A 26,134-nucleotide genomic window follows, 5' to 3' on the forward strand; every position below is an offset into this window, starting at 1 on the left:
TCTTTCTTTATCTTTAAAGTGACAATCTTTTGCTCTGGCTTGGTGTCGTCTTCGCCATAAGGATAGCCTTAAGAATGCTTCCTTATGTCATCTCCTCCTTCAACTATACCATACATACTAATACATTTTATATTATTTGTAAACTACGACTGTAGTACTAGCCTGTCACGGTCTCCATCATCAGCGTAATGCCCATGCAAATGATTATCAGGGTCAATCGGGTGCCTAGTTCTACTCTCCACCTCATGGGTAGTCATTGACTCAAAGCTAATTACCTCAGTATCCTGTGTGCCATTAGTAACGCATTTTCGTAGTTTAGAGCCTTCTTGCTGAATAACTAAGTTGATATTTTTGGCAAATTGTTCTTTAAGACCATCTGTTATTTGTTCCATTTTTCCTCCTCAAATAATCTATCAATATTTAAAGTACGATATCATTTATACTAGAATGTGGTCGTTGTTCGCTACACAACTAACGATTTTTCTGGTATATATGATATTAGTGGCTCTTTTATGATAGGTTATTGCGAAGTTGCAGCCTTAAAATGAGTTGTCACCTACATCAAACTTTAATGATTGGTTGGTTACGTTATTTTTTATTAGACTTACTTAGCATAAGTCAAAAATAGTTGAGGGGTTTTTAGGAGAAACGAAACCGAGTACCGCAGCGTACATAGACGTACGCGAGGAGCGGAGGCGAGTTTCGACACCAAAATCACCAACTAGATTGACTTATGTAGGAAGTCTATTGTTTTTTATCATAAGCGATTTTGTACAATTGTTCCCTACGTTTAACAGCTTGCTCATGTCCCGTATGGTCTTTACTCTTTAATTTTACCACAAACTCGGGGTCAGATTCAAGTTTTTCTATCTCTGCTAATGCCCCGTCCCTACTGTTAATTGCTGGTAGCTCTTTACCAGTTACTAACGAGTCGGATTTTAAGGTTTCACCGACTTTAACTAATAAATCAACTAAAGCTGGTGAGTAATGTGAGTCTTCAATTAATTTAGCCAGTTCTTTAGTGCCAAACTTAGATAAGGCTGCCTGCATCACTGTCATTTTACTGTCAAAACCTTCACCATAATTGTCTTTCAGCCAACCAATGTGAGAGTGACGTGTTTGCTCAATATCATTTTGTTGCTGTTTTTGCAAATCCTGCGAAAAACCATACAAAGAATTAAGCAACTTCTCACCTTGTCTTTTAGACAGCCCGCTTTGGTAAAACATATCCTCATAACGCGTTAAATATTCTTCATCTTCTTTGGAGCGTTTATCAGTATATCTCTTATCTTCAGGCAATCCCAAGCGACTATAGAATTTATGCCACTCTTCATCAGAGCTGTCATCTTTTGGCACGGTAACTCGCTGATTCAAGCTCTTCTCTGCTTCCAAATAGCTCTGAGCTAAAGATGATACATCCTTGAATTTACCCAGTGACTCAGCTTTACGTATTTCCTCAGGCATATTAGTTAGCCAATCGTTACCAGAAGTAGCAGGGCTAGTTTCATAGTTATTAGCAGTTACTTCTTTGCTCATAGGTTATTCTTCTTTTGAATTTTCTAGTTCTTCTTTTAACACTTTTATTTCTTCAATGGTTAGTTTTGTATATTTAGCTATTTTTTCTATTGGCTCATTATCAATTAACATTTCTTTTGTTGTAGCTATAGCTTTTTTTACTTCACCTCTAGCTTCGCCTCTAGCTTCACCTATAGCTTCACCTTCAACTTTGCCTTCAGCTTTGCCTTCAGCTTTGCCTTCAGCTTTGCCTTCAGCTTTGCCTTCAGCTTTGCCTTCAGCTTTAGCATCTTTAATTTTCTGCAGCTCTACCGCTAAATTATCAAGACGAGTTTTGGTTATTTTGTCATAGGTACGCAATTCTTCTTCGCTCCAGTTAGCTTGGTCAACAGCATTAAAGGCTCTCCTAATAATTTCATCCTTACCTATTAAACTCTCTATTTCTTCTAATGTTAATGTACTATCTCCTGCATGCTTAAAAAAATACATCCACTTTTCTTCAATAGTTTTTAGCTCTTTAATAGTTTTTTTAAATTTCGTCAGTTCTAAAAAAACAAAGTAAAAATCTTTTAAATCATTGGCATAACTCTCTGTATCTAAAATACGATGCTGTGATTTCCAATGTTTTTTATTGTCAAACATCACAAAATTTGCTATCGCTAGAAATATTACTCCTTTTAATTTGGCGTATACTGCCATGTCCTTGTATTTCTCATCTTCCTCAAGTCTTTGCTGAGAATATGCTTTAGCTGCGTAATATTGGGCTCTTTTTTCAAATCCCATATGTTTACTTACCTGCATCTCTACGATTACTTGATTACCGTTTTGATCTTGACATAGCACATCAACAATAGATTGCCTATATGCAGCAATATAAGGCTCTTGGATAGTTGGTAAAAACGTTACACTAATTATTTTCTCATTTCCTTCAAAGCTAAGAACATCATTTAAAAAATGCACTAATATATCTTTATTCTTTTCCGTACCAAAGATTTGACGAAAACAAAAATCATTTTTAGGATCAAGAAACTTTTCTAAAGCCATATAATATAAACTCCTAACTGTTACCTTTATTTATCTGATTCATTAGTATTTTTAGCACCATCGATATTATTAACTCCATCATCTTCTGAAACCTGCGAGCAGATATATAGAAACAACGCCCGATGTCCTTCAAGGAAGGCAGTATAATCACTTTCCTGCCGAACGAAATTGCTGCGATATATACCACTCACTTGAGCTAAATCCTCTAATACTATCTTACCATCTTCTCCACTAAAAAGCTTGCAATAAATTGATTTTAATTGCTCTTTTGTTAGTAAATTTGCTGGGGATGAGGAGTTAATTAATAGTTTCATTTATTCTCCTTACCCTTGTGTCTGTTGTTGCTGTTGTAACTGTTGCATTTGCATCATCTTACGTTGTTGTCTGATTTGTAATACTTCTTGCTCGTTCTTAAGGATTGAGCTTGGGGCTGCTCGTAACTCAAAAAATAGTTTAAAACATTCATCCCAATTGATATTATCATAAATCTCAGGAAAAAAGTTACTGATACCACTTCGTTGAAAAAAACCTAATACCTGCTCAACGCTGGCTATTGCTGATGTTTTCTGTGCCTTGGATAGTGGTGAAACATATTCAATCTCTATCTCGGGTGGGCTATTTGCTCCCTCTAAGATCGGTACTCTGTTATATTTGATTAGCGTTTGATATATTGCCATGATTAACGTATACTTGCAGCAAAACTGCATAACTCTATTAAATTTTTTTGGTAGTATGAATTTATTTTATAAATTTGGGTTCCTACTATGCAAATATCACCGATTAGTAAAAAAACTGGTTGAAAAACTATCAGTTATACTATAACATTTCAATTATTAAACGTAATGAATGAATCAAAATGAAAAAGCCAAAAGTAGCGACCTTAAGTGCTGAGGAACGAGAAGAACTAATACAACATATTAAGGCAAGTTCATTAACAGGAGATGATCAGCAAGCGGTGATAGAACTTGTGAAATTTTGTAACGAACTAATAGACAAGCTAGCATCATCAAACATCAGTATAAATAAGCTTAAGGAGATGATGATTGGTTTTAAGGCAGATAACAAAAAAAAGATAGTTCAGATTCATTAAAAGAACCACCGAGTGAATCTGATAATAAGAATGGTGGTAATGAAGAAGAGTACGATGAGTCCAAGAAGAGAGATCGCAGTAATTGGCAAGGTAAATATGGATTTGATGATTATCAGGATGCGAATACCAGCTATTTATCTCCTGAGAATTTTTGTAGTGGTGATAGCTGTCCTCACTGTGATAATGGTAAACTCTATAATAGTGAAGCTAGAAAATTGCTACAATTTACAGGTAATGCTCCAATTACAGTCAACAGATATGTAAAGAAAACGTTACGCTATAATGCTTGCGATTATACAGTTATGAACAATAAAAATATCAACAAATGGACAAATAGTAGCAAAAGTGCAATAGTGTTACAAAAGACCTACGGTACTCCCTTCTATCGTTTATCTAGGTTGCAAAGTTTAAGCGGGGTTCCTGTATCCCATAGCTCGTTGTGGCAACAATATTTAGATGTTTGGCAAGAAGGTGGTGGAGCTGAAATTTACAGGGTATTATTGGAAATGGCTGCCGAATGTAGTTCACTGAACCTTGATGATACTAGAGCCAGGATTTTAGAAATTACTGTAGCCAATAAAAAATTACGTACTCAAAATAAGAAAGGACGCAGCTGTTATACCACTACTATATGTGCTAAAACTACAAATAATGAGGTGATAGTTTTATATTTTACCGGTAATAAGCATGGCGGGGAAAATATTGGTAACGTACTAAAGAATCGTAAGAATAGGACTGATTCTATTCATTTAATGACTGATGCAAGTAACAATAATAACCCGGTATTATCAGAAGCAGATAAAGAATTACTGGCAATAATAGTGATGATCAATTGTTTGTCACATGGGCAGAGAAAATTTACAGAGAATGAACCATATTACCCTGAAGAATGCGGATATTTTCTCAAACAGACTGGTGGGATTTACCATAATGAACATCAATGTAAAGAGATGAGCCTTGAGGAAAAGCTGAAGTACCATCAGGAACATAGCAGTAAATATATAGAAAACATATATAACAAAATAGACGAATTATTTAACGACAAGAAAGTTGAGCCTAATAGTAGGTTTGGGCAAGCTATGAAATATTGGTTAAATAATAAAGAAGGTTTGACGCAATTTTTGAAAATTCCAGTTAGCAGTCTTGATAATAATTGGGCTGAGAGGTCACTACGTACCATTATTTTACAAAGGAAGAATTCATTATTCTTTAAAACAATCAATAGTGCTGAGATACATAGTGGTCTGTATAGTATAGTAAAGACTTGTAGTGAGAACGAGATCAATGCCTTTAAATATTTAAATTGGCTGCAAGAGCAGAGCAGCAAAGCAAAGAAGCATCCTACGAATTATACGCCTTTTGCCTATGCAAGATATATAAATAATACGGAATTAATCGAGACGGCAGCTTAAATGACAGGAAGCCAATCATTAGAGAGTTTGGCAGAACTAGGATCACCATTATGAATAAGAATGTGTAAGGTTCTATAACAAATCTGATAAGATGAATTATCAGATGGGGAAAGTTTTGCCGTAAATTTACCTTTGGATAGGCGTTTAGAGCATAACCAAAAGCCTTGACCATCAAAGGACAAAATTTTAATGGCAGTTCTGTTTTTATTATAGAATAAAAACAAGGAACCATTAAGAGGGTTGGAAGAAAGTTTTTGTCTGCAAACAGCTATTAAACCATCGATACCCTTACGAAAGTCGATGGCAATAGTGGCAACAAAAATAACTGACTGAGGGGTTAGTTGCAGCATAGAAATGTCTGAATTATGATTTTTGGATCCAATGTTTGGATAATAAGCTTGGTACCATTTGGTTTAATAATGTGGCAAGTGTAGTAATTTTGTTTGGGAGTAGCCACAGGATCAGTATCTATAGAATTTACTAGTTGAAATGGAAGGAAATTAATATCTTGTTGCAGTTTTGCTGCAAGTATACGTTGAATTGAACTAATTATTGTTTTATTAATATTGAGATGTTTGGCTATATCTTTGCAAGAATAGTGATGGAGTAGCTGGCGAACTAATTCCTTTAGATGGTTTGGTATGGGATCAAACTTGTTAGTTTTAGTTTGACGCCAGGCTTTAAATTGCTGAGCTACTTGCTCAATAGTAATTGATGGTATTTGCATAGTAGGAACCCAAATTTATAAAATAAATTTTATACTAACAAAAAAATTAGATAGAGTTATGCAGTTTTGCTGCAAGTATACACTTAAATTGATTTTCACTCCAACTTTCAGACAGAATGATGAACTAACTTTTTTTGAGTGCTTAAATATTATAGATGCCCACTATGGGAATTTTAAGGTCAATGATAACCAAGATAAAGGCATGAATTATAGTATCACTATTCCTGCTAATATTAAGGAGATTCGACCTAAAGTAATGGATTTGCCCGATATAAGGATTGAGAATTTGGAGAAGATTACAGAAATATTTTTACAGAAACAAAAGGACGATAGATTAAATATAGCACAAAAATTACTTCAAGCAGGGGTTGACCTTGATATTATTGAACAAGTTACCTTAATTAAAAAGGAAGAAATTACAAAAATCTGAAGAAATACTAAGATAATTTTTATTATTATTCAGGTTTTTGTATTTGTTAGAATAGTGTTAAACCATAGACAATCTCCCAAGTATTTTAGCCTTACTTTTACCCACAAATAGTTTTATCAACAAGGGTACCACCGTCATTGCGGGGAGCTACTTTAGTAGCGACGAAGCAATACATAAAAATGATTAGAAATGGATTGCTTCGTCGTAGCAATGCTACTCCTCGCAATGACGTTTTTAGATTTACCATTGTCTCATCTGTTACTCCCTCCTCACTAATAGAGCTATAGTTATGCCTATAGGATTAGGTGGTCTCCCCGTCAAAAGTGCAAAAAATTCAAAAATTAGCACCTTAGCAAAAAATTTTTGTATAAAATTTTAGAGTTTAATTGTTCTGATGTAATTTTTTGATATAAAAAGATGATTTTTAGAAAATTTTTGCATGACGTTTTGTTAACGATTTTGTAATCGTTTGATTAATTTTCTTTATTTGCTAATTTTTATGTAGAAAAATTTGTTTTGAGCAGGTGATTAGCAATACACCGTAAGTTCAATCCTACAGCGGAAATTAACGGATTTATTATATCTCCTATTACTCCTTTTAAGTAATTTCTGCCAACTCTACCATAATGCTTAAGGTGTCCTATTATCGGCTCTATAGCACTTCTTCTCTTGATCATTGCCTTATCATCTGAGGATAGCTTCTTCTTGCAATATGGGCTATACACCTTGTCTTTTTCTTTAAAATTATTCCCCTTATAGCCTAAATCAACAAATGTCCTGGCTATTCCCACTCCTGTTAATTTCTTTACAACCTCTACAGTCTGCGATAATGTATGACCATCATATGGATTGCCATGAAATGATTTGGCCGCTAATACAAAATTACCTCGACCACTTACTGCTATCGAAACCTTGTTACCAAACTCATAGGGTTTGTTTAATTTCCCTTTACCTATGCACTCTACCTCCGGTGCGTGAAAACTATATAATACTTTATTATCCTCCTTATATCGCTCTTTCTCTGCTTTACTCAGTATAGATTGTGCCTGAATCTTTTTAATCTTATTTAGTATTTCTTGCTGCTTTAATGACAAACTTAACTTTGTTTTTGCTATTTCTCGCTGAGATATTCTTATTAAACGACCCAGCAATATCTTTAAATGTTGCATTACCTTCTTACGTTTTTTGGCTTTACTATTATCCTTATATTTCCATAATTTTACTATGTCTTTTTTATATTGCTTGGCATATGTCTCATGTAACTTAATGCCTAAAGTATGACATAACTTTACTAGCTCTATTCTTGCCTTATCCATCAAATACACATCATGAGGATACTTAATATTCTTAATTTGTACTGTAGTATCAACGATTATCGATGCTAAGTCTTTTTTTTTAAGCACTCCGACTTTGCAACCAATTCTTGTTAATTCTTTTAATATCTCATTATATCCTTCTTCCCCTAATATAGCACGAAACCTTCGTATACTAGCTTCTGATATCTCAGCATCTTTCTGCAAATATTCCCAACCACAAAAATATTGCCAATATACGTTCTCTCTCAGCTCTTCTTCAGCTGCAGCATCTGACAGGTTATACATCGCTTGCAGCATAGTTACTCCAAGTAATAACCTGTGACATCTGCGATTCCTACCAAATTTCTTGATATTAACATTTGTCAATAACCATTCCTCTAAAACAGTCCAATTTATTAACGATCTTAATTTATATAACTTGTTATTAGGGTTTAATTCTTCGGTCAATTTATAACCAAAAAGCTGTCCTTGTTTTTGGGATTTTATTATATCTTCTATCGGCATAATTCATACAATCCATAAGGTTTCTGCCAATATTATAGCATTTTCTTATGGATTATCTAGATATTTTTACCCGCTAACCATATTATATATTATCCTTCTAGACTTTTGACGGGGAGACTAGGTGATAAAGAACATAACGATTGTAAGATGTCATTCCCGCGAAGGCGGGAATCTAGATGCCTGCTTTCGCAGGTATGACACAAAGTTTGTATCACCTAATTCAATAGGTTTCACTATAGCTATATGAACTTTATAGTTTCAATTATAAAACCGCTCTTTTAACAACAGCTAGTTACAATCCACAACTAATTATGTAATCATTGCATAATTGCCACTAAATTTTATATTCCCACAAATTTTTTGCAAAAATACTTTACATATTAAAATATTTTAATACTATATAATTTTAATAATAAAGTTATTAAAATTTATTTATAGTAATGAAGAATCGTGTAAGTCTAAAAAAAGTCATTGCGAGGAGACAATTTAGTAGGGCGACGAAGCAATGTAAGTTGTCATTTCCGTGGACTCCTATGTCATATATGGACGAGTGAATTTGTCAATAAAGAAAATAAAAAATAGAGCCACAAAGGAAGCGGTCATATATTCGGCATCGAGGGCTCTGTCCAGAAAAGTGTGTAAATTTCCAAAATAGGTCATTAAATTTTGTTAAGCCTATCTTCAAATTTGATCATCAAATGAGCCATAGCTTCATTCCAGTTGGGAATAGGCATAGTCCATTTTTTGGTCATATAGTCAATTGTCAAATATAAGCTTTTAAAAACAGCACTATCACTAGGGAAAACACGCTTATTATTTGTTACTTTACGCAATTGACTATTAACAGATTCAACTGAATTAGTGGTATAAATTACCTTTCTAATTGCCTCTGGATATCCTAGAAAAATCATTAAATTATCCCAATGATTATACCATGATTTGGCAATTTGTGGATATTGTTTATTCCATTTTTCTTCAAAATATACTAAAGCTAAATGTGCTTGTTCTTCCGTTGCTGCAGTATATATCGGCTTTAAATCGCTAGCCACCTGCTTCCTATCTTTATATGATACGTATTTTAAACTATTTCTAATCTGATGTACAATACATAATTGATGTTCTGTTTTTGGATAAACTGCTTCTATCGCCTCAGACATACCAGTAAGATTATCACTACAGGCAATCAGTATATCCTTTAATCCTCTATTTTTCATTTCAGTAAAATTACCAAGCCAAAATTTTGCCCCTTCATTTTCACTGATCCATAATCCCAATATATCTTTTCTACCAGATAAATCAATCCCTAATGCAACATATATTGCCTTGTTAATTATCCTTTTGTCTTGCCTAACTTTTACTACTAAACAATCAAAAAATACTATCGGATATATCTCTTCTAACGGTCTACTCTGCCAAGCTTTTACATCATCCATTACATCATCGGTGATCTGACTGATTAAACTCTCACTTATTTCAACACTATACAACTCTTGTAATTGAACCTTAATATCAGATACACTCATACCTTTAGCATATAATGATAAGACTTTATCATCAAAACCATCAAAACGTTTTTGTCTTTTCGGTAGTATTGCTGGTTCAAAGGTACTACGCCTATCTCTTGGTACTTCTATCTCAACCGCTCCATGTTCGGAGATCAGTTTTTTGCTAGTTATACCATTACGAGCATTATCATTATCTACACGACTGTATTTATCATAGCCTAGATGATTATTCAATTCTGACTGCAATGCCTTCTCTATCAAGCGTTTGGTCAATTCTTTTAATAATCCTCCTTCTTTCAGTATTGTGCTTACATCTGTATCATTATCTATTAATAAATCTACTGCTTGCTTTATTGATTCATTTGTTTTTTTATTCATGTAATTTCCTTTTTTGTTATATTTTTATATATAACCTATCTCGAAATTTACACACTTTTCTGGACAGAGCCGCATCGAGTGCCATAATGGTTTCTGCATTCTTCTAAATATCCTTGAGTAACCTCTCATTCCCACGGCTTCTAGAGCCTCGACATAATTGCGGATTTTGTTCAGAATACTTATTTCATTAACTCTTTTACTTTCGTTCTCTTTATTGTTACTAACTTACTCGCAATATTTACCAATTGCCATTCTTTTGCTTAATTGACATAAATTATCCTTCTTGCCAACAGCGCTAATTTGCGACATACTCGCTGCCATTGGTAACTACTGCATAAGCTATTCTAGCTAATTTATTCGCTAAACCAACACATATAATATTATATGATTTGTTTTCAGCAAATTTCTTCACTGCCCACTGAACTAGCTTATCTTTTGATTCTTTATCGCTTTTGGCTCTTATTGCTATTGTTCTTGCAGCTTGAATCAACATAGTTCTAGCATATCTATCACCTTGTTTGCTAATTCCTCCTAAAACTATCTTATCTCCTGAGGTGTATTGTTTTGGCACCAAACCAAGCGACGCAGAAAAATCCCTCGGGGTTGCGTAATTTTCCATTGGTGCTACGCTCAAACAACTAGCATTGATTGCTCCAATCCCAAAAATTGTCTGCAACCTAATAGCTTTCTCATTCTGTTTATTATTACTGATTATCAGCTTTTCTAAAGTTTTTTCTTTGTTACACAAATTCTCAATTTCTTCACATTCTAAAAGTAAAATTGACTGTACCCCAGAAGTTATATAACCTTCTATATACGCTAATTCTACCTCCGACTTACATGCTTTGCAAAATTTATTTTTGCTTAATTTTGTATTATAACCATATTCATATAAACTTGATATTGTAGAATTAGTTTTTTGTACTCGATCTCTGATCGTATTACTTCGGATTTTATGCAAAAATTTTATATCTTGTTCCTCTTTGCTTTTGGGTAACACATCTTTTAGCTCTGGATCGCGAGCAGCTTTACATATTGCTAAGGCATCGTTATAATCATTTTTCTGCCTCGATGTTGCATAAATTTTTACATCTTTTGTTTTCATCAACTTAACTTGCAAATCAAGCTTGTTAATTTCTTGCGACCAATAATTACCTCCTCCACATGCTTCCATGACCACCAGTGAACTTTTATTGAGATTGTTTAAACATCCTATTAACTCATCTCTTTTAACTTTTTGATGACCGACTTTTTTGCCATTTTGATCAACTTGCACCAAGTGCATAATATTTTTTGCTAAATCTATTCCAATTATACTATTTTCTATGCTATTATTTATCATGGTATGGACCTATTAATTAAATTGTTATTTAATTTGGAGCAACTGAAAAACATTTTTCACCAGACTCCGTACAAGTAAAGCATATTTCGCTTCACTCGTCCATACCATCATTCCCGCTTATGCGGGAATCTAAGATACCTGCCTTCGCAGGTATGACATAAAAATGGATTACTTCGTCGCTACTAAAGCAGCTCCTCGCAATGACGGTTTTTAGTCCCCAACGTCATTGCGAGACCACGTAGTGGTCGAAGCAATCCACATTCATTAGATTACTATGAATAAATGATAATCGGGTTAGCCATATGACCTAAAAGACTAGGTTAATGCCAACGATACATATGAAATAACAGTACTTCATTGATAACTAATAAATACTGATCACTTTTGACCGAAATAAAAGAGAGGAAAAAATGCCATTAGAACAAACTATTATACAACAAATAAAAAACAACTCTATTACTACCCTTGACCTGAGTAGTAAGCAGATAGGAAATGCGGAAGTAAAAGAACTAGCAAACCTCTTAAAGGATAATAAATCTATTACTATGCTTTACTTTTGGGGTAACCAGATAGGAGATGCAGGAGCGAAAGGTCTAGCAGAAGCCTTAAAGGATAATCAATCTATTACTACTCTTGACCTTCAAAATAACCAGATAGGAGATGTAGGAGCGAAAGGTCTAGCAGAAGGCTTAAAGGATAATAAATCTATTACTACTCTTTACCTTAATAATAACAAGATAGGAGAGGCAGGAGCGAAAGGTCTAGCAGAAGGCTTAAAGGATAATAAATCTATTACTACTCTTGACCTTCGGTATAACCAGATAGGAGATGCTGGAGCGAAAGATTTAGCAGAAGACTTAAAGGATAATAAATCTATTACTACTCTTTACCTTAATTCTAACCAGATAGGAGATGCAGGAGCGAAAGGTCTAGCAGAAGGCTTAAAGGATAATCAATCTATTACTACTCTTGACCTTCGGTATAACCAGATAGGAGATGCAGGAGCGAAAGGTCTAGCAGAAGGCTTAAAGGATAATCAATCTATTACTACTCTTAGACTTGATTATAACCAGATAGGAGATGCAGGAGCGAAAGGTCTAGCAGACCTCCTAAAGATTAATCCCTATATTACTCATCTTGACCTTTCTGGAAACCAGATAGGAGATGTTATAATGAAGGAGATAGCAACAGCCCTAAATATTAATAGAGATTTTGCTAATAAAGCCAGACAAGAGGCTGCCAAGCTAAAACAGCAACAACAAGCAGAGGCAGCTGAAAAAGCCAGACAAGAGGCTGAAAGACTTGAGCAAGAGGCAAAGCTTAAAGAACAAGAGGAGACTAATAAATTAAAAGTACTAGAGGAGGCAAAAGTGAAAGAATATATACCAAATATACCGGTTGTGAAATTATTTGAGGTAGAGGGTGGAGATGATCAGTTTGATAAGGATGACCAAGCTACTATCAGACAAGTATCAAATCTAATCCGAGATGGTAACGACCGCCTGCAAGAACATGTCGAGAAAGGGGTGCTGGTGGTTGGTGATACTGGGAGTGGCAAGAGTACACTCACTCACGCCCTTGCTGGAAGAAAGTTGCAGGCGATTTTTGATGATGAAATTAAAGAATTTGTTATTGACGCGATGCAACCACTTGCTGATATTGTCATTGGTCATAAAATGGCTTCCGAGACTAAGATTCCTAATAAATGTGTTGCTAAAGGTACAACCATTTGGGATTGTCCTGGCTTTAATGATACTGAGCTTGTTCTAGAAATCGTTAACAGATTCTATATTAAAAGGCTCTTTGAAACTACAGAGCAGCTAAAATTTGTGTTGGTGGTAAATGAATCGGATTTAAGGAGTAAAAGAGGTAATGATTTCCTTGAAACACTATCTAATTTTATAAAAAGTTTTAAGGATATTGGGTCTATAGAGGGCAGCATATCTTTAATATTTACCCATGTCCCACCAAACAAAAATATGGATAATATTAAAAACTCTATAGATAAAATATTAACAGATAATCAAAGGGCAACAGATGAACACAAGGCACTGATTAATAATTGCTCAATACATCTATTCTATAAACCAACTACAGAAGGTGAGTTAGTTGTACCTGACTTACTTGCGGCAATAGAAGAGTCATCCAAATATTCTGACGTTAAAGATGAGATGGTCAATATAACTATTTCAAAGAAAGCTATGGAGTGTTCATCTCATCTGTTAAATACTGCTAGTAGTAATTTTAATCAACTATTAGAGGTGATAGTTAAAGCTATTGGTAATGCAACTCAGTGTTCAAATGTCAATCCACTCAATGCATTTTCCGAGAATTATAATCTTGTCAAAGATTGGGTACCCTCATCAATTAATTACAACGAACTGAAACAACATAGTGAAGGTGAATATTTTCTAGGACTGGAATTATTATCAAGATTGCAGAAAGTACTTAATAAGCAAATAGAGAGTATATCAGATGCCATAACAATCTTGCAGATAGCAGTGGATATTTTTGCTGAATATGCTGAGTCTGATAATTCTCAGCTTAAGCATCAGATACAAGACTATGGTTATTGCTTACAGCAGCAATATGACTATGTGAAATTTTTCTCTACTGTCTGTAAAGCTGAATTACCTGAACATGCAAAGATTGCCGAGTTAATAACAGCTTGCCACACTAAAGTAACAGAGAATCTTGAGTATCAAGTTAGTAGTTTTCCTATTGATGAGAACCAATCTGACCCAGATTATTATAGTAAAGCTATAGAATATCTGGAAAATTACCAAGATTCTCCTGCCTGCAAGAATCTTAAGGCTATAGCCTATAGTTGCTTAGCTAGTATTGCTGAGAAGGATGGTGCCAATGAAGCATCATTGGTTTACTATGCAAAAGCTATAGATGCCAATATCTATCAACCAAAGATATATGAGAAACTCGGGCAGTTTTTTTTAAACAAGGGTGAATATGCTAAGGCGATTGACTGCTATAAAGTAGTTAATAATGAATTTGAGATAAAAGCCTGTTTTAAAGCATGGTTAGAACAAGATAAAAGAAATCCTGATATAATGCTAAAACAGGCTGAATATTTTGAGTCTATATGTTTATTTGAGCAAGCCAAAAAATATTATCACCATGCATTCAGCCTAAGTCATGATGAAAATTTTAAGGTTGCGGTTTTAGAGAAAATTAAGACTATTGTTAATGTTGCTGCTCAGGGACAAGATTTTATCGCCAGAATACAGCAAGAGCCTGATTTTTGTAATTATGACCTGGTAAATGAAGAATTTACCAAAAATCTACTTGGCGATGTAGTTTTAAAATGTGATTTGTACTGCTAAAAGGTTGCGAAGCAGTTTTGCTACAAGTATATTTTATATTTCTTGATAATAATACTTTATTCACTTCATCATACCTTGATTTTAGTTTGCAGACAAACTCTAATATAGCAAGATTTAGGGATATTCAAAAATTCCAAATTCAAGTTTATATGATAGCAATGGTTCAAAATTTTAAAAGGATAATTAAATTAAAATTATTTTTTTGTATTTTTACCCATTGCTACTAAACCTATTGTTACTAAAAAGTAAAAATATTGGTGTAATTTTAACCACTTATACTTTTTCAACAATCCGGTCTCTACCTTTACAAATTATGTAAATCTTTCAGTTTATAAAGCAATTCTCTGTACATCATCCAACAGTCTCCTAAAATAACTAGGCTTTAAAATAATCCGTAAAAGCTCCAATCTAAACTGGTTTAAGGTTCGCAATATGTGCCATACGCCCCGCCATTCCTTATCAGGCTTCCAGGGCTTTATAATTTTTACTAAGAATTTCATATGTGTACCATATGTACAAATCCTGAAATTTAACCTACAAAAAAATCTATTTTTAACCCTGTTGCAAGGGGGAAAAATATGACAGAATCATTAACTTTTTCCGACGGTTTAGTTGAAAATGCTGATACTATTTTCTATAACATAGTCGGTAATTTCGTCCCGCCTGAATGGCGAAACCTTACTAATAATTGTGGTAAGCAATTAACTAAAACTTCTCGTCAACTTCTATCTTTGATAGTTTCTTGCATGAAAACTAATCGTTATAATAATACACAAGACTCACAAGAGTTACAAGAAGGCTATCATTTTTTCCAACAAGAGCTAGGAGTTAGTCAAAGTAGGGTTAAACAATGTCTAACAGAATTGCAAAAAAGTGGGTTCATTTATCATACTTTAATTACTACGGTCAAATATAATATAAAATGCCGTAACATTTTATGTATCAAACTTCTTAAGAAATTTACAAGTTTTCGTAAAGCTAATAATAATTCTTATCACTTTAATCACACTAATATCCAGTCTAGCTATCAAAATATTTTAACCCAACCTGGAGAAAATTCTAACTCAACTCAGAAAAAATTAAAAAAAAATGCATCTATATATATCTATATTATCTAGATACGAAAAAAATAAAAAAAATTGTGGACAAAATTGTGGACAAAGTGTGTCAGAGCCTGAATCAACTGAGGAGCAAAGCCTTAATTTACCGCTTGAGGTACCGGAAAAAAGAGGTGAACAAAGTTTGTCAGAAGTTGAGTCAACTACGGAGCAAAGCTTTAACTTATCGCCAGAGATAACGATAAATTCAGGTGAACAAAGCTTAGCAGAGCTTGAGTTATCTGAGGAGAAAAGTTTGAATTTACCTACGAAGGTAACGGTAAGCTCAGTAAATGAAGCGTTACCCTACAATTCCACAGACGACAATTCCGGCGATGCAGCTCTAACTGATGACAAGTCAGACTCCGATTCAGATTCTGACTCAACAGATGGATATTCAGGAGGTAGCGAGTCTGAGCAAGAAGCTAGTGGAAAATTGTCTAGGTGGCTTAGGGATGTTACTAAAATGGCTAAAGGCTTGTATTCACCTATGGAGCTAAAGGAGTTTTATCCATTGACCGAAGAAGATGCTGCTTGGCTAAGAAGGAGAACAGGTCGTGATTTCAATTTGAGTTTCATGAACAAGCTGTTGATTAAACATAGCGTGGACTCTCCTAAAAATCTCTTTCCCTGCAAGCAAGCAGTACTGAATTACATGAGAAAAACTTTGCGTCATGAAATGCGTTCACCAACTGTAGCTAATAACCCAAACTTTAACTTCAAGCTGGACAATGCTACCAAGGCAAGAGAGGCTTATTTGCGGAAGGTAGAAGCTAATAAGGGCGTTAAACCACTGAATCAGTTGCAACGCAAGATTGTTGGAGCTTTTGAGCCTAATACTGCTTATAAATTGCTGACTAGCTGCAGTTTTTTTGGAGTATGTGACGATGAATACAAGATTGATCTAGCAGACATCTCTTTGTCAGAACCTGATAAATGCACATTGCTCAATAAAGTGCAAGAGGTATATGGTAAAGAGGTTCTGCAATTGCGTATTACTAACAAAAGAACTCCATCGGATTATTATTTAGAGCTAAGTGGACTAAACCCAGAGTCAGTGTGGTATAAAATAAGGCAATATTTGTTAAAGTTATACGGTGAGAACTTGGACAAATCCTGGTTTAGCAAGTTAGAAGCAGTTGAAGAAGATACGACTTGCAATAAGATCACTCTCAAACCAACCACTGCCTTTATTGGACACTGGATTAGGACTAATTACAAAAAAGCTTTGGAAGATGCTTGCAATAGCCAGAATTTTACTTTTGAGTTGATGGAAGTCGATAGAATGGCAGGACTGTAAGCTATGGCAAACCGAAGAAAAGACTAATTGTATTAGCGAGAAAAAAGAATGATTACAAAGAGGTTAATAATAATCAACCAATTACTGAAGGTTGAAAAGTACATACAAATCACATATGAGATTATAAGGATTTGGAAAGTATGAGAGTAATGCGGCTTACAAAGGTAGAGCTTCTGCTGGTACAGCAGAAGTTCACCCCTAAATTCATCATCTATAGCTATTCTGGTGAGATTTTTAGCAGTTTTTGTCACTTTTTTACATTTTTTGGCAAAAATTGCCCACAAAATCACCCGGGGGGTGTCTGTGGCACAAAATGGGGTATAGGGGGGCGTTTCGCGAAATTTTTTTTGAGGTAATTAATCACTTGTTATTAAAAATTTCACTTTTTTAGTTTTTATTTTTCAAGTAGTAAAAAACCTGAAAATCAGGTATAATAGAGGTTATTACAAGGGATTTTTAAAGAGTTCTATATGATTAAAAATTATGGTTTGTTCGAAAAATATTTAGCAAAGATATCATCCAGTACCATCAGTAAGTTTGGTTCAATAGAGGATATCTCTAATTTCCTATTATATCTTTGTGAACATGGTAACATTGTTATTGCAGCTAAGAAGGCTGGTTGTATCTCACCACTTAGATTACACCGGATTATTAATAGCGATAAATATCTAGCCAAATGCGTCAATTTAGCTTTAGCCATTGCGGTAGATAGAGCAGAAGGGGTGTTATATGACAGAGCAATTAACGGTTATGAAGAAGTGACTTATAACAAGGATAATCAGGCAATTGCTACTAAGAAAAAATATTGTTCTAAGTCGTTGCTGGAATATCTTAAAGCTAATTCGCAGAAATATCAAACGAGGAAAAATGATACTATAGTTATACCTATAGGATTAGGTGATAAAGAACATAACTATTGTAAGTTGTCATTCCCGCGTAAGCGGGAATCTAGATACCTGCTTTCGCAGGTATGACACAAAGTTTGTATCACCTAATTCAATAGGTTTCACTATAGTTACCATAGGAAAAATAGTGATGAAGGTGAACAGGTAACCAAAGCCCAAGAAATGTCAAAAATGATAGATGTAGCTAATTTTGAAATAGAATCATATGAAGCAGAATACGCAATTGCCAAAGGGCGGTAAGCCCAGAGTGATGAAAACTACTAGTAAAGCTAAAGCCAGCAAAGAGCTTCCTAGCCCTATTTCTAAAAGTCTTAAATTTCCGGTGGATTGGTCACCCTATCCATTCCAGCTACCTTTGTGGAGATATTTATACTCTGGTGGGAAGAAAGCTATAGCAATTTGGCATAGAAGAGCTGGTAAGGATATTATGGGTATTAATTGGATCACTGCTAGTGCCATTCGGGAAGTTGGCATTTATTGGTATGTTTATCCTACCTATAATCAAGCTAAAATGAGTATATGGGATGGTATGACACTATCAGGGCGTCCTTATATGTCATTTATCCCTAAAGGGATTATTGCTCGTAGTCAGCAATATAAGCAACGGATATTATTTAAAAATGGCTCAGTGATTCAGTTTGTCGGTAGTGATCGTTATGCTACTATCAGGGGTAGTGGTATTAAGGGAGCAGTTATCTCAGAGTATTCTTACCATGATCCACGAGCTATGAGCTGTGTTATAGAGCCGATGGTAATTCGTAATAATGGCTGGTTGCTTTATTTATATACTCCTTCCGATAATCCAAAACTAACACATGGTGAAGAATTATACCGGAAATACCAAGATAATCCGGAAGTATTTTGCCAAATAAAAACTATTGAAGATACTACCGATAATGAGGGACAGCCACTAGTCGATAAAAACAAGTTAGTCTCTGTTGATATGACTAATGAAGAGATTCAAAGAGAGTTTTATTGTGACTTTGCTGCCTATCGTTACAAGAGAGCTGATCAGGGTGGTACTTTTGTTGAACAATTACGGCTGGCTGAAAGTCAGGGGCGTATTGGCTATGTGCCATTTGATGCAAGCTATCAGGTTAATACTTATTGGGATATAGGTATTGTTGATTATACGGTGATTTGGTTTGTTCAAGAAAAACAAGACTATGTCGATATTATCGATTTTTATATGAATAGGGGTAAAGATTTAGAGTTTTATCTTAATCATTTAAGAACTAGACCCTATCAATATGGGCGTAACGTATTGCCCCATGATATGAGCCGAAGACAAATGCCGACTTTGGATACTCGGTTACAACAAGCTAATGAAATAGCAGAAAAAGTAGGCTTTTCACCATTTGCTATTGGTAGGAAATATTTACGGGAAGAGATGATAACTAAAGTAAGAAGTTTGCTAGGTAGGTGTCGAATAGATGCCGAGAAATGTCAGCGTGGTATTAACGGTCTCTATGAGTTTGATGCTACTAAAAGGGGCGTGCATTCTAGCTCCTCGAGAGCTACTGATATAACCGAGAGCTTTTGTTATTTAGCGATGGACGTTAAAACTGGTAATGAGCAACAGCAATCACAATATAATATATCACAATATCGTAAAGTGGTGAATGATTATAATGCTTTGGAGAGGTAAGTAGGATGGGCGGAAGTAGTATAAATATAAACAACTATAATATGGATGAGGTAGTATAATGCTTCCATTGTTAGCAGCCCTAGCTGTAAGTGCAGGGTGTGTTGGAGCCTATTGTAGCGATACTGTTTCTAAGGGTATTATTAGGGGTATTACTAAGATTCCTGGTGTCAGGTATCTTACTGGTGCTGATTTAGCAAGGCACAAGCGTAACTATGAAGAATCACGCATTCGCTATAATAATTATGCTCATGAAGCACAAACTACTATCAATAATCTATCTGGCGAAATACAGCAATCGATGCAGGGTTTACGTTCTCTAGAAGGGCAACAATACCACTATAGTGAAACCTATTGAATTAGGTGATACAAACTTTGTGTCATACCTGCGAAAGCAGGTATCTAGATTCCCGCCTTCGCGGGAATGACAACTTACAATCGTTATGTTCTTTATCACCTAATCCTATGAGCATAACTATAAATGATTATAGCTCATCTGCTCGAAAGCAGTTGGATAGTTATGCTCATGATGTAAAGTGGCGGATTGGGAAATATGAGACATCAGCTGAAAACACTGGTTTGGTACAGGGGGGAGTTCTTGGTGCCTTAACTTTTGGAGCTACTATGGGACTCGCAGGATTCGGAGGACTCGGAGCAGGAATAGCTGCTGGGACAGGTTCAGGGTTAGTTGGTATTGGTCATTATATGAACACATCAAATATTGCTAATAAACTGGGAAACTTTGAAACAGTTAATGTTGCTAATAACCATCAATATGATGGTATGTCAGGCAATTTAGACCAAATGGCAAGATATGGTAGATCAGGACTAGAAAAAATGCCGATATCTGAGCCTGGAGGGTTAAAACAAGCAGTGGAGCATTTTAACATGAGGTCAGTACCTAGACTACAAGATTTACCGCAATTATCTGAATCTCTGGGCAAGATAGTATCACTTAAAGATATTGAAGGGTTAACCCTTGGTTTGCCTAGCATGACTGCAGCTAGTGGCAAGAAATATAACTACGAGGTGTTATATGATAACGAATTTATCAAGAAGCTCAAGAAAGTGTCAAAGAAGCTTGGCGAACCATATTTAAACCCAAACTCAACCATAAATCCAAACACAAACACACGTAATATGGTAACAGCATATGGCTGATAATGATTTAAACAAAAAAATTGAATATTTTGACAGTCTCAAGAGCAAGAGGGAGAAATGGCATCATATATGGGATGAGCTGAAGAAATATGTATGCCCACAAACTGAGAGTAATAAAGTAATATTTGATTCAACTTCTATTTGGTCAAGAGAGCAATTAGCATCAGGTTTACAAAGCTTGTTGGTAAACCCAGCAATGAACTGGTTTAACCTTACTATAGTCGCTGAAAATGACGAGCAGCAGGAATATTTAACCACCACTGAACGTAACATGCTAGCTCAAATGCTAGAAAAAACTCTAATGGATATATTTAATAATCCGGCTTCTAATTTTTATAATCAGATTCATCAGTTTTTTTTGAATTTATCAGCCTTTGGTACTGCGATATTCTATGTTGAAGAAGATTTAGAATTAGCACAAACTCTGTTCTTTCGTAATATTAATTTACAAGAATGTTATTTTGAAGAGGACAAGTTTGGTTTTGTTAAGACAATGTACCGACTCTTTAGCATGCCGATAAAATCGGCATCAGCTAAATGGGAAGACTTTGCCCCTTTCAAGGAAAGGCTAGCCAAAAATCCTGATGAAATAGTAGAAATATTGCATATAGTTAGCCCACAAGCTCAAAATCAGAAAAATAAAGGCAGAAAATCAACGGCAGCTAGCCCCTCAACATCTAGCTCATCAACATTAGAGTATAGTTCAGAATATATCTATTTAGCTGAGCGAAAAATTATCAGTCAATCGGGCTATTCTTATTTCCCATTTTTTGTCACGCGGTGGGTAAAAGAAGAAGGCGAAGTATATGGCTATGCTCCGGCTCATCATGTACTACCTGATATTAAGTTGTTAAATAGTTTAAGACAAATCACCCTAAAAGTAGCCCAAAAACAGCTAGACCCACCATTATTAGTACCAAAAGACGGATATTACTTACCGCTCTATACTACGCCAGGCAGTGTTAATTTTTACCGTAATGGTATGGCAGATAAAATAATACCACTAACTGGTATGGAAAATATCTTGCCTACTGAGATCGAACAAAATCAATGCCGGGATGCCATATATAAGGCATTCTATATCGATATATTCAGGATGCAAAAGGAAAACAAAGAAATGACTGCTACCGAGGTACAAATTAGGACAGAGGAACAGTACCGTTTAATGTCCCCGATGGTTGGTAGAATTGAGAGTGAGCTGTTAAATCCGTTAATCATGGCAATATATCAAACGCTAATCAAATATAACAGAGTACCAATCTTAGAGGGAGCAAATAGCCTGCCCGAGATAGAGCTTGAATATGTTTCACCACTATCCAAGGCACAGAAAACATCAGCAATATCCAGCGTTGAGCAAGTATTAGGTTTCTTCCAACGAAGTGGTATCAGTAACTTTTTTCCTGAGATTTATGATAATATCAACTGGGATGAATGTTTTAAACTATTTTTTGAGCTACGAGGGGCCCCAAGTTCAATCCTTAAGAACGAGCAAGAAGTATTACAAATCAGACAACAACGTAAGATGATGCAAATGCAACAATTACAACAGCAGCAACAACAGATACAAGGGTAAGGAAGAATAAATGAAACTATCAATTAACTCCTCATCCCCACCAAATTTACTAACAAAAGAGCAATTAAAATCAATTTATTGCAAGCTTTTTAGTGGAGAAGATGGTAAGATAGTATTAGAGGATTTAGCTCAAATGAGTGGTATATATCGCAGCAATTTTGTTAGGCAAGAAAGTGATTACACTGCCTTTCTGGAAGGGCATCGAGCTTTGTTCCTATATATATGCTCACAAGTTTCAGAAGATGATGGAGTTAATAATATAGAAGGGAGTAATTGATATGCAAAAATATTTAGACCCAACAAATGATAGTCTATTTAAGAAAATTTTTAGTGATTTGGATAGGCTAAAAGAATTTCTTAACAGTATTCTTAATTTACCTGAAAAGCACAGAATTAAGGAAATCAATTTTCTTTCACCAGAGCAGTTACCTAGGATTTCTCAAGGAAAGAAAAGTGTATTTGATTTGAAAGTTAAAGATGAATCAGGTCACTGGTACATTATTGAAATGCAGAAAAGAAATGAACGTGATTATTTAAAAAGACTACAATATTATTCTGCTCATTCATATGTTCAACAACTTACAGAAGGAGTGACGCACGATGATTTATTGCCGATAGTAGTAATTTCATTAATGAAATCAAAAATATTTGCTGAAGAAGTACCATATATAAATTTTCATAAAGTTATTGAGACAACAACTAAGAAACAACAACACATATTTGATATATCATATGTATTTATAGAACTTAAAAAATTTCAAGATATTAAGCAACCATTATTGAGTATAGCAGATGAGTGGTTACATCTATTCAAATATGCAACAAAAGAAAATACTCCCCCTGCAGGAATAAAGAGCAGTAAAGTATTAGAGGCATACCATGTTATCGAGATGCATGGACTAACCTCAGAAGAATACGACTTATATGTAAGGTGCAAATTGCAGGAAGATGCGGAAGATATTGCACTAGAAGAACGTTTTAAGGAAGGCAAAGCTGAAGGTGAAGCTATAGGCGAAGCTAGAGGTGAAGAAAAAAGAGCTATAACCACAACAAAAGAAATGTTAATTGATAATGAACCAATAGAAAAAATAGCTAAATATACAAAACTAACCATTGAAGAAATAAAAGTGTTAAAAGAAGAACTAGAAAATTCAAAAGAAGAATAACCTATGAGCAAAGAAGTAACTGCTAATAACTATGAAACTAGCCCTGCTACTTCTGGTAACGATTGGCTAACTAATATGCCTGAGGAAATACGTAAAGCTGAGTCACTGGGTAAATTCAAGGATGTATCATCTTTAGCTCAGAGCTATTTGGAAGCAGAGAAGAGCTTGAATCAGCGAGTTACCGTGCCAAAAGATGACAGCTCTGATGAAGAGTGGCATAAATTCTATAGTCGCTTGGGATTGCCTGAAGATAAGAGATATACTGATAAACGCTCCAAAGAAGATGAAGAATATTTAACGCGTTATGAGGATATGTTTTACCAAAGCGGGCTGTCTAAAAGACAAGGTGAGAAGTTGCTTAATTCTTTGTATGGTTTTTCGCAGGATTTGCAAAAACAGCAACAAAATGATATTGAGCAAACACGTCACTCTCACATTGGTTGGCTGAAAGACAATTATGGTGAAGGTTTTGACAGTAAAATGACAGTGATGCAGGCAGCCTTATCTAAGTTTGGCACTAAAGAACTGGCTAAATTAATTGAAGACTCACATTACTCACCAGCTTTAGTTGATTTATTAGTTAAAGTCGGTGAAACCTTAAAATCCGACTCGTTAGTAACTGGTAAAGAGCTACCAGCAATTAACAGTAGGGACGGGGCATTAGCAGAGATAGAAAAACTTGAATCTGACCCCGAGTTTGTGGTAAAATTAAAGAGTAAAGATCATACGGGACATGAGCAAGCTGTTAAACGTAGGGAACAATTGTACAAAATCGCTTATGATAAAAAACAATAGACTTCCTACATAAGTCAATCTAGTTGGTGATTTTGGTGTCGAAACTGGCTCTGTCCAGAAAAGTGTGTAAATTTCCAAAATAGGTCATTAAATTTTGTTAAGCCTATCTTCAAATTTGATCATCAAATGAGCCATAGCTTCATTCCAGTTGGGAATAGGCATAGTCCATTTTTTGGTCATATAGTCAATTGTCAAATATAAGCTTTTAAAAACAGCACTATCACTAGGGAAAACACGCTTATTATTTGTTACTTTACGCGGCTCTGTCCAGAAAAGTGTGTAAATTTCCAAAATAGGTCATTAAATTTTGTTAAGCCTATCTTCAAATTTGATCATCAAATGAGCCATAGCTTCATTCCAGTTGGGAATAGGCATAGTCCATTTTTTGGTCATATAGTCAATTGTCAAATATAAGCTTTTAAAAACAGCACTATCACTAGGGAAAACACGCTTATTATTTGTTACTTTACGCAATTGACTATTAACAGATTCAACTGAATTAGTGGTATAAATTACCTTTCTAATTGCCTCTGGATATCCTAGAAAAATCATTAAATTATCCCAATGATTATACCATGATTTGGCAATTTGTGGATATTGTTTATTCCATTTTTCTTCAAAATATACTAAAGCTAAATGTGCTTGTTCTTCCGTTGCTGCAGTATATATCGGCTTTAAATCGCTAGCCACCTGCTTCCTATCTTTATATGATACGTATTTTAAACTATTTCTAATCTGATGTACAATACATAATTGATGTTCTGTTTTTGGATAAACTGCTTCTATCGCCTCAGACATACCAGTAAGATTATCACTACAGGCAATCAGTATATCCTTTAATCCTCTATTTTTCATTTCAGTAAAATTACCAAGCCAAAATTTTGCCCCTTCATTTTCACTGATCCATAATCCCAATATATCTTTTCTACCAGATAAATCAATCCCTAATGCAACATATATTGCCTTGTTAATTATCCTTTTGTCTTGCCTAACTTTTACTACTAAACAATCAAAAAATACTATCGGATATATCTCTTCTAACGGTCTACTCTGCCAAGCTTTTACATCATCCATTACATCATCGGTGATCTGACTGATTAAACTCTCACTTATTTCAACACTATACAACTCTTGTAATTGAACCTTAATATCAGATACACTCATACCTTTAGCATATAATGATAAGACTTTATCATCAAAACCATCAAAACGTTTTTGTCTTTTCGGTAGTATTGCTGGTTCAAAGGTACTACGCCTATCTCTTGGTACTTCTATCTCAACCGCTCCATGTTCGGAGATCAGTTTTTTGCTAGTTATACCATTACGAGTATTATCATTATCTACACGACTGTATTTATCATAGCCTAGATGATTATTCAATTCTGACTGCAGTGCCTTCTCTATTAAACGTTTGGTTAATTCTTTTAATAAACCTCCTTCTTTCAGTATTGTGCTTACATCTGTATCATTATCTATTAATAAATCTACTGCTTGCTTTATTGATTCATTAGTTTTTTTATTCATGTAATTTCCTTTTTTGTTATATTTTTATATATAACCTATCTCGAAATTTACACACTTTTCTGGACAGAGCCAAAATTAGATAGAGTTATGCAGTTTTGCTGCAAGTATACACTACAACTGACTCAGCCATCCTTACACCATCTCCAAAGCCTTATGTTTTGGCACTTGTACTTTGGATACTTACCTTACAGTAAGAGTTATAGGGACTTCCCAAGTTGTGTCATTAATCTCTACAAACTCGCTAACGCCTGAGACCCCGGTGGTTGAAAACTTTTGGATTTGCTAGGTTGACCTCTAGTTTTCTGTTGCTTGCTGTCTTGTGTAGAACATCAGCTTCCACTACCAATAAAATTTCGGGGCTATTACG

29 protein-coding genes and 1 pseudogene are annotated in these 26,134 nt (G+C 34.8%); 17 read left to right on the forward strand and 13 right to left on the reverse strand.

The genetic code is table 11. From position 1 onward, the window contains the following. Window positions 1-143: 143 nt before the first annotated feature. The 5 genes from ACQH2P_RS02020 to ACQH2P_RS02040 all read right to left on the reverse strand — a co-directional run bounded on the left by ACQH2P_RS02020 (window position 144) and on the right by ACQH2P_RS02040 (window position 3,266). The gene (locus ACQH2P_RS02020) at window positions 144-392 is read right to left on the reverse strand and encodes a phage capsid protein (protein WP_425362785.1); all 249 of its coding nucleotides are present in this window, start codon (window positions 390-392) and stop codon (window positions 144-146) included. Between the two features lie 352 nt (window positions 393-744). After that, window positions 745-1,536 (reverse strand): hypothetical protein, encoded by a 792-nt coding sequence (locus ACQH2P_RS02025; protein WP_425362786.1) that lies wholly within the window; start codon window positions 1,534-1,536, stop codon window positions 745-747. A 3-nt stretch (window positions 1,537-1,539) separates the two neighbouring features. Beyond that, window positions 1,540-2,559 carry an Rpn family recombination-promoting nuclease/putative transposase gene (locus tag ACQH2P_RS02030; protein ID WP_425362787.1) on the reverse strand — a complete coding sequence of 340 codons (1,020 nt, stop codon included), beginning with the start codon at window positions 2,557-2,559 and terminating at the stop codon, window positions 1,540-1,542. Between the two features lie 26 nt (window positions 2,560-2,585). After that, window positions 2,586-2,873, reverse strand: a complete 288-nt coding sequence (locus tag ACQH2P_RS02035; protein WP_425362788.1) for a Bbp19 family protein — start codon at window positions 2,871-2,873, stop codon at window positions 2,586-2,588. Between the two features lie 9 nt (window positions 2,874-2,882). After that, window positions 2,883-3,266 (reverse strand): portal protein, encoded by a 384-nt coding sequence (locus ACQH2P_RS02040; RefSeq protein WP_425362789.1) that lies wholly within the window; start codon window positions 3,264-3,266, stop codon window positions 2,883-2,885. A 149-nt stretch (window positions 3,267-3,415) separates the two neighbouring features. Here ACQH2P_RS02040 and ACQH2P_RS02045 point away from each other — a divergent pair, with 149 nt between their 5' ends. The 3 genes from ACQH2P_RS02045 to ACQH2P_RS02055 are packed head-to-tail and all read left to right on the forward strand — an operon-like array spanning window position 3,416 to window position 5,061. After that, complete coding sequence (locus ACQH2P_RS02045; protein ID WP_425362589.1) at window positions 3,416-3,649, forward strand: hypothetical protein; 234 nt, start codon at window positions 3,416-3,418, stop codon at window positions 3,647-3,649. 30 nt (window positions 3,650-3,679) lie between these two features. Then, window positions 3,680-3,913, forward strand: coding sequence for a hypothetical protein (locus ACQH2P_RS02050; RefSeq protein WP_425362621.1), 234 nt, complete (start codon window positions 3,680-3,682; stop codon window positions 3,911-3,913). Window positions 3,914-3,951: 38 nt separating this feature from the next. After that, complete coding sequence (locus tag ACQH2P_RS02055) at window positions 3,952-5,061, forward strand: IS66 family transposase (RefSeq protein ID WP_425362670.1); 1,110 nt, start codon at window positions 3,952-3,954, stop codon at window positions 5,059-5,061. On the opposite strand, the gene tnpB is transcribed toward ACQH2P_RS02055, so the two are convergent. Both tnpB and ACQH2P_RS02065 read right to left on the reverse strand, forming a co-directional pair. Next, window positions 5,058-5,411: an IS66 family insertion sequence element accessory protein TnpB gene (gene tnpB / locus ACQH2P_RS02060; protein ID WP_425362591.1), complete on the reverse strand. Its 354-nt coding sequence runs from the start codon at window positions 5,409-5,411 to the stop codon at window positions 5,058-5,060. The genes ACQH2P_RS02055 and tnpB overlap by 4 nt on opposite strands. Then, complete coding sequence (locus tag ACQH2P_RS02065; RefSeq protein ID WP_425362660.1) at window positions 5,399-5,788, reverse strand: hypothetical protein; 390 nt, start codon at window positions 5,786-5,788, stop codon at window positions 5,399-5,401. Before ACQH2P_RS02065 ends, tnpB begins: the two co-directional genes overlap by 13 nt. A gap of 58 nt (window positions 5,789-5,846) precedes the next feature. On the opposite strand from ACQH2P_RS02065, the gene ACQH2P_RS02070 reads away from it, so the two are divergent. Continuing rightward, window positions 5,847-6,218, forward strand: coding sequence for a hypothetical protein (locus ACQH2P_RS02070; protein WP_425362790.1), 372 nt, complete (start codon window positions 5,847-5,849; stop codon window positions 6,216-6,218). Between the two features lie 497 nt (window positions 6,219-6,715). Here the strand turns inward: ACQH2P_RS02070 and ACQH2P_RS02075 are convergent, their stop codons facing one another. Beyond that, window positions 6,716-8,038 (reverse strand): IS5 family transposase, encoded by a 1,323-nt coding sequence (locus ACQH2P_RS02075; protein ID WP_425362791.1) that lies wholly within the window; start codon window positions 8,036-8,038, stop codon window positions 6,716-6,718. A 121-nt stretch (window positions 8,039-8,159) separates the two neighbouring features. Here ACQH2P_RS02075 and ACQH2P_RS02080 point away from each other — a divergent pair, with 121 nt between their 5' ends. After that, a complete protein-coding gene (locus tag ACQH2P_RS02080) occupies window positions 8,160-8,285 on the forward strand; it encodes a hypothetical protein (RefSeq protein WP_425362792.1) in 126 nt (41 codons plus the stop codon). Between the two features lie 412 nt (window positions 8,286-8,697). Here the strand turns inward: ACQH2P_RS02080 and ACQH2P_RS02085 are convergent, their stop codons facing one another. Next, a complete protein-coding gene (locus ACQH2P_RS02085; RefSeq protein WP_425362497.1) occupies window positions 8,698-9,921 on the reverse strand; it encodes an IS256 family transposase in 1,224 nt (407 codons plus the stop codon). Between the two features lie 295 nt (window positions 9,922-10,216). Beyond that, window positions 10,217-11,263, reverse strand: a complete 1,047-nt coding sequence (locus tag ACQH2P_RS02090) for an IS110 family RNA-guided transposase (protein WP_425362708.1) — start codon at window positions 11,261-11,263, stop codon at window positions 10,217-10,219. 410 nt (window positions 11,264-11,673) lie between these two features. Here ACQH2P_RS02090 and ACQH2P_RS02095 point away from each other — a divergent pair, with 410 nt between their 5' ends. The 7 genes from ACQH2P_RS02095 to ACQH2P_RS02125 all read left to right on the forward strand — a co-directional run bounded on the left by ACQH2P_RS02095 (window position 11,674) and on the right by ACQH2P_RS02125 (window position 19,906). Beyond that, window positions 11,674-14,601, forward strand: a complete 2,928-nt coding sequence (locus ACQH2P_RS02095) for a hypothetical protein (RefSeq protein ID WP_425362793.1) — start codon at window positions 11,674-11,676, stop codon at window positions 14,599-14,601. Between the two features lie 578 nt (window positions 14,602-15,179). Then, a complete protein-coding gene (locus ACQH2P_RS02100; RefSeq protein WP_425362668.1) occupies window positions 15,180-15,719 on the forward strand; it encodes a hypothetical protein in 540 nt (179 codons plus the stop codon). Continuing rightward, window positions 15,691-16,998, forward strand: a complete 1,308-nt coding sequence (locus ACQH2P_RS02105; protein ID WP_425362794.1) for a DnaA N-terminal domain-containing protein — start codon at window positions 15,691-15,693, stop codon at window positions 16,996-16,998. Before ACQH2P_RS02100 ends, ACQH2P_RS02105 begins: the two co-directional genes overlap by 29 nt. Before the next feature lie 470 nt (window positions 16,999-17,468). Then, on the forward strand, window positions 17,469-17,972 hold the full coding sequence (locus tag ACQH2P_RS02110) for a hypothetical protein (RefSeq protein ID WP_425362795.1): 504 nt from the start codon (window positions 17,469-17,471) through the stop codon (window positions 17,970-17,972). Next, window positions 17,896-18,051 carry a hypothetical protein gene (locus tag ACQH2P_RS02115; RefSeq protein ID WP_425362796.1) on the forward strand — a complete coding sequence of 52 codons (156 nt, stop codon included), beginning with the start codon at window positions 17,896-17,898 and terminating at the stop codon, window positions 18,049-18,051. The genes ACQH2P_RS02110 and ACQH2P_RS02115 overlap by 77 nt, the downstream gene beginning before the upstream one ends. 57 nt (window positions 18,052-18,108) lie before the next feature. Continuing rightward, complete coding sequence (locus tag ACQH2P_RS02120) at window positions 18,109-19,551, forward strand: hypothetical protein (RefSeq protein ID WP_425362797.1); 1,443 nt, start codon at window positions 18,109-18,111, stop codon at window positions 19,549-19,551. Between the two features lie 58 nt (window positions 19,552-19,609). Beyond that, window positions 19,610-19,906, forward strand: coding sequence for a hypothetical protein (locus ACQH2P_RS02125; RefSeq protein ID WP_425362798.1), 297 nt, complete (start codon window positions 19,610-19,612; stop codon window positions 19,904-19,906). Here the strand turns inward: ACQH2P_RS02125 and ACQH2P_RS02130 are convergent. Further along, window positions 19,868-20,005 carry a hypothetical protein gene (locus ACQH2P_RS02130; RefSeq protein WP_425362799.1) on the reverse strand — a complete coding sequence of 46 codons (138 nt, stop codon included), beginning with the start codon at window positions 20,003-20,005 and terminating at the stop codon, window positions 19,868-19,870. The two genes, ACQH2P_RS02125 and ACQH2P_RS02130, sit on opposite strands and share 39 nt — an antisense overlap. Before the next feature lie 8 nt (window positions 20,006-20,013). Here ACQH2P_RS02130 and ACQH2P_RS02135 point away from each other — a divergent pair, with 8 nt between their 5' ends. Genes ACQH2P_RS02135 through ACQH2P_RS02155 form a run of 5 tightly spaced genes read left to right on the forward strand, consistent with a single transcriptional unit; the run spans window position 20,014 to window position 24,243 of the window. Continuing rightward, on the forward strand, window positions 20,014-20,709 hold the full coding sequence (locus ACQH2P_RS02135; RefSeq protein WP_425362800.1) for a hypothetical protein: 696 nt from the start codon (window positions 20,014-20,016) through the stop codon (window positions 20,707-20,709). Continuing rightward, a complete protein-coding gene (locus tag ACQH2P_RS02140) occupies window positions 20,702-22,282 on the forward strand; it encodes a portal protein (protein WP_425362801.1) in 1,581 nt (526 codons plus the stop codon). The genes ACQH2P_RS02135 and ACQH2P_RS02140 overlap by 8 nt, the downstream gene beginning before the upstream one ends. Before the next feature lie 10 nt (window positions 22,283-22,292). Next, window positions 22,293-22,559, forward strand: coding sequence for a Bbp19 family protein (locus tag ACQH2P_RS02145; protein ID WP_425362802.1), 267 nt, complete (start codon window positions 22,293-22,295; stop codon window positions 22,557-22,559). Window position 22,560: 1 nt separating this feature from the next. Continuing rightward, a complete protein-coding gene (locus ACQH2P_RS02150) occupies window positions 22,561-23,448 on the forward strand; it encodes an Rpn family recombination-promoting nuclease/putative transposase (protein ID WP_425362803.1) in 888 nt (295 codons plus the stop codon). Between the two features lie 3 nt (window positions 23,449-23,451). Continuing rightward, window positions 23,452-24,243, forward strand: a complete 792-nt coding sequence (locus ACQH2P_RS02155; RefSeq protein ID WP_425362786.1) for a hypothetical protein — start codon at window positions 23,452-23,454, stop codon at window positions 24,241-24,243. An 87-nt stretch (window positions 24,244-24,330) separates the two neighbouring features. Here ACQH2P_RS02155 and ACQH2P_RS02160 read toward each other — a convergent pair. Both ACQH2P_RS02160 and ACQH2P_RS02165 read right to left on the reverse strand, forming a co-directional pair. Further along, window positions 24,331-24,501: pseudogene (locus ACQH2P_RS02160) on the reverse strand (IS256 family transposase); the annotation flags it as partial. A gap of 42 nt (window positions 24,502-24,543) precedes the next feature. Further along, on the reverse strand, window positions 24,544-25,767 hold the full coding sequence (locus ACQH2P_RS02165) for an IS256 family transposase (RefSeq protein WP_425362804.1): 1,224 nt from the start codon (window positions 25,765-25,767) through the stop codon (window positions 24,544-24,546). Between the last annotated feature and the right edge of the window lie 367 nt (window positions 25,768-26,134).

Origin of the sequence: Candidatus Tisiphia endosymbiont of Hybos culiciformis (assembly GCF_964030975.1) — a bacterium.
Classification (GTDB): domain Bacteria; phylum Pseudomonadota; class Alphaproteobacteria; order Rickettsiales; family Rickettsiaceae; genus Tisiphia.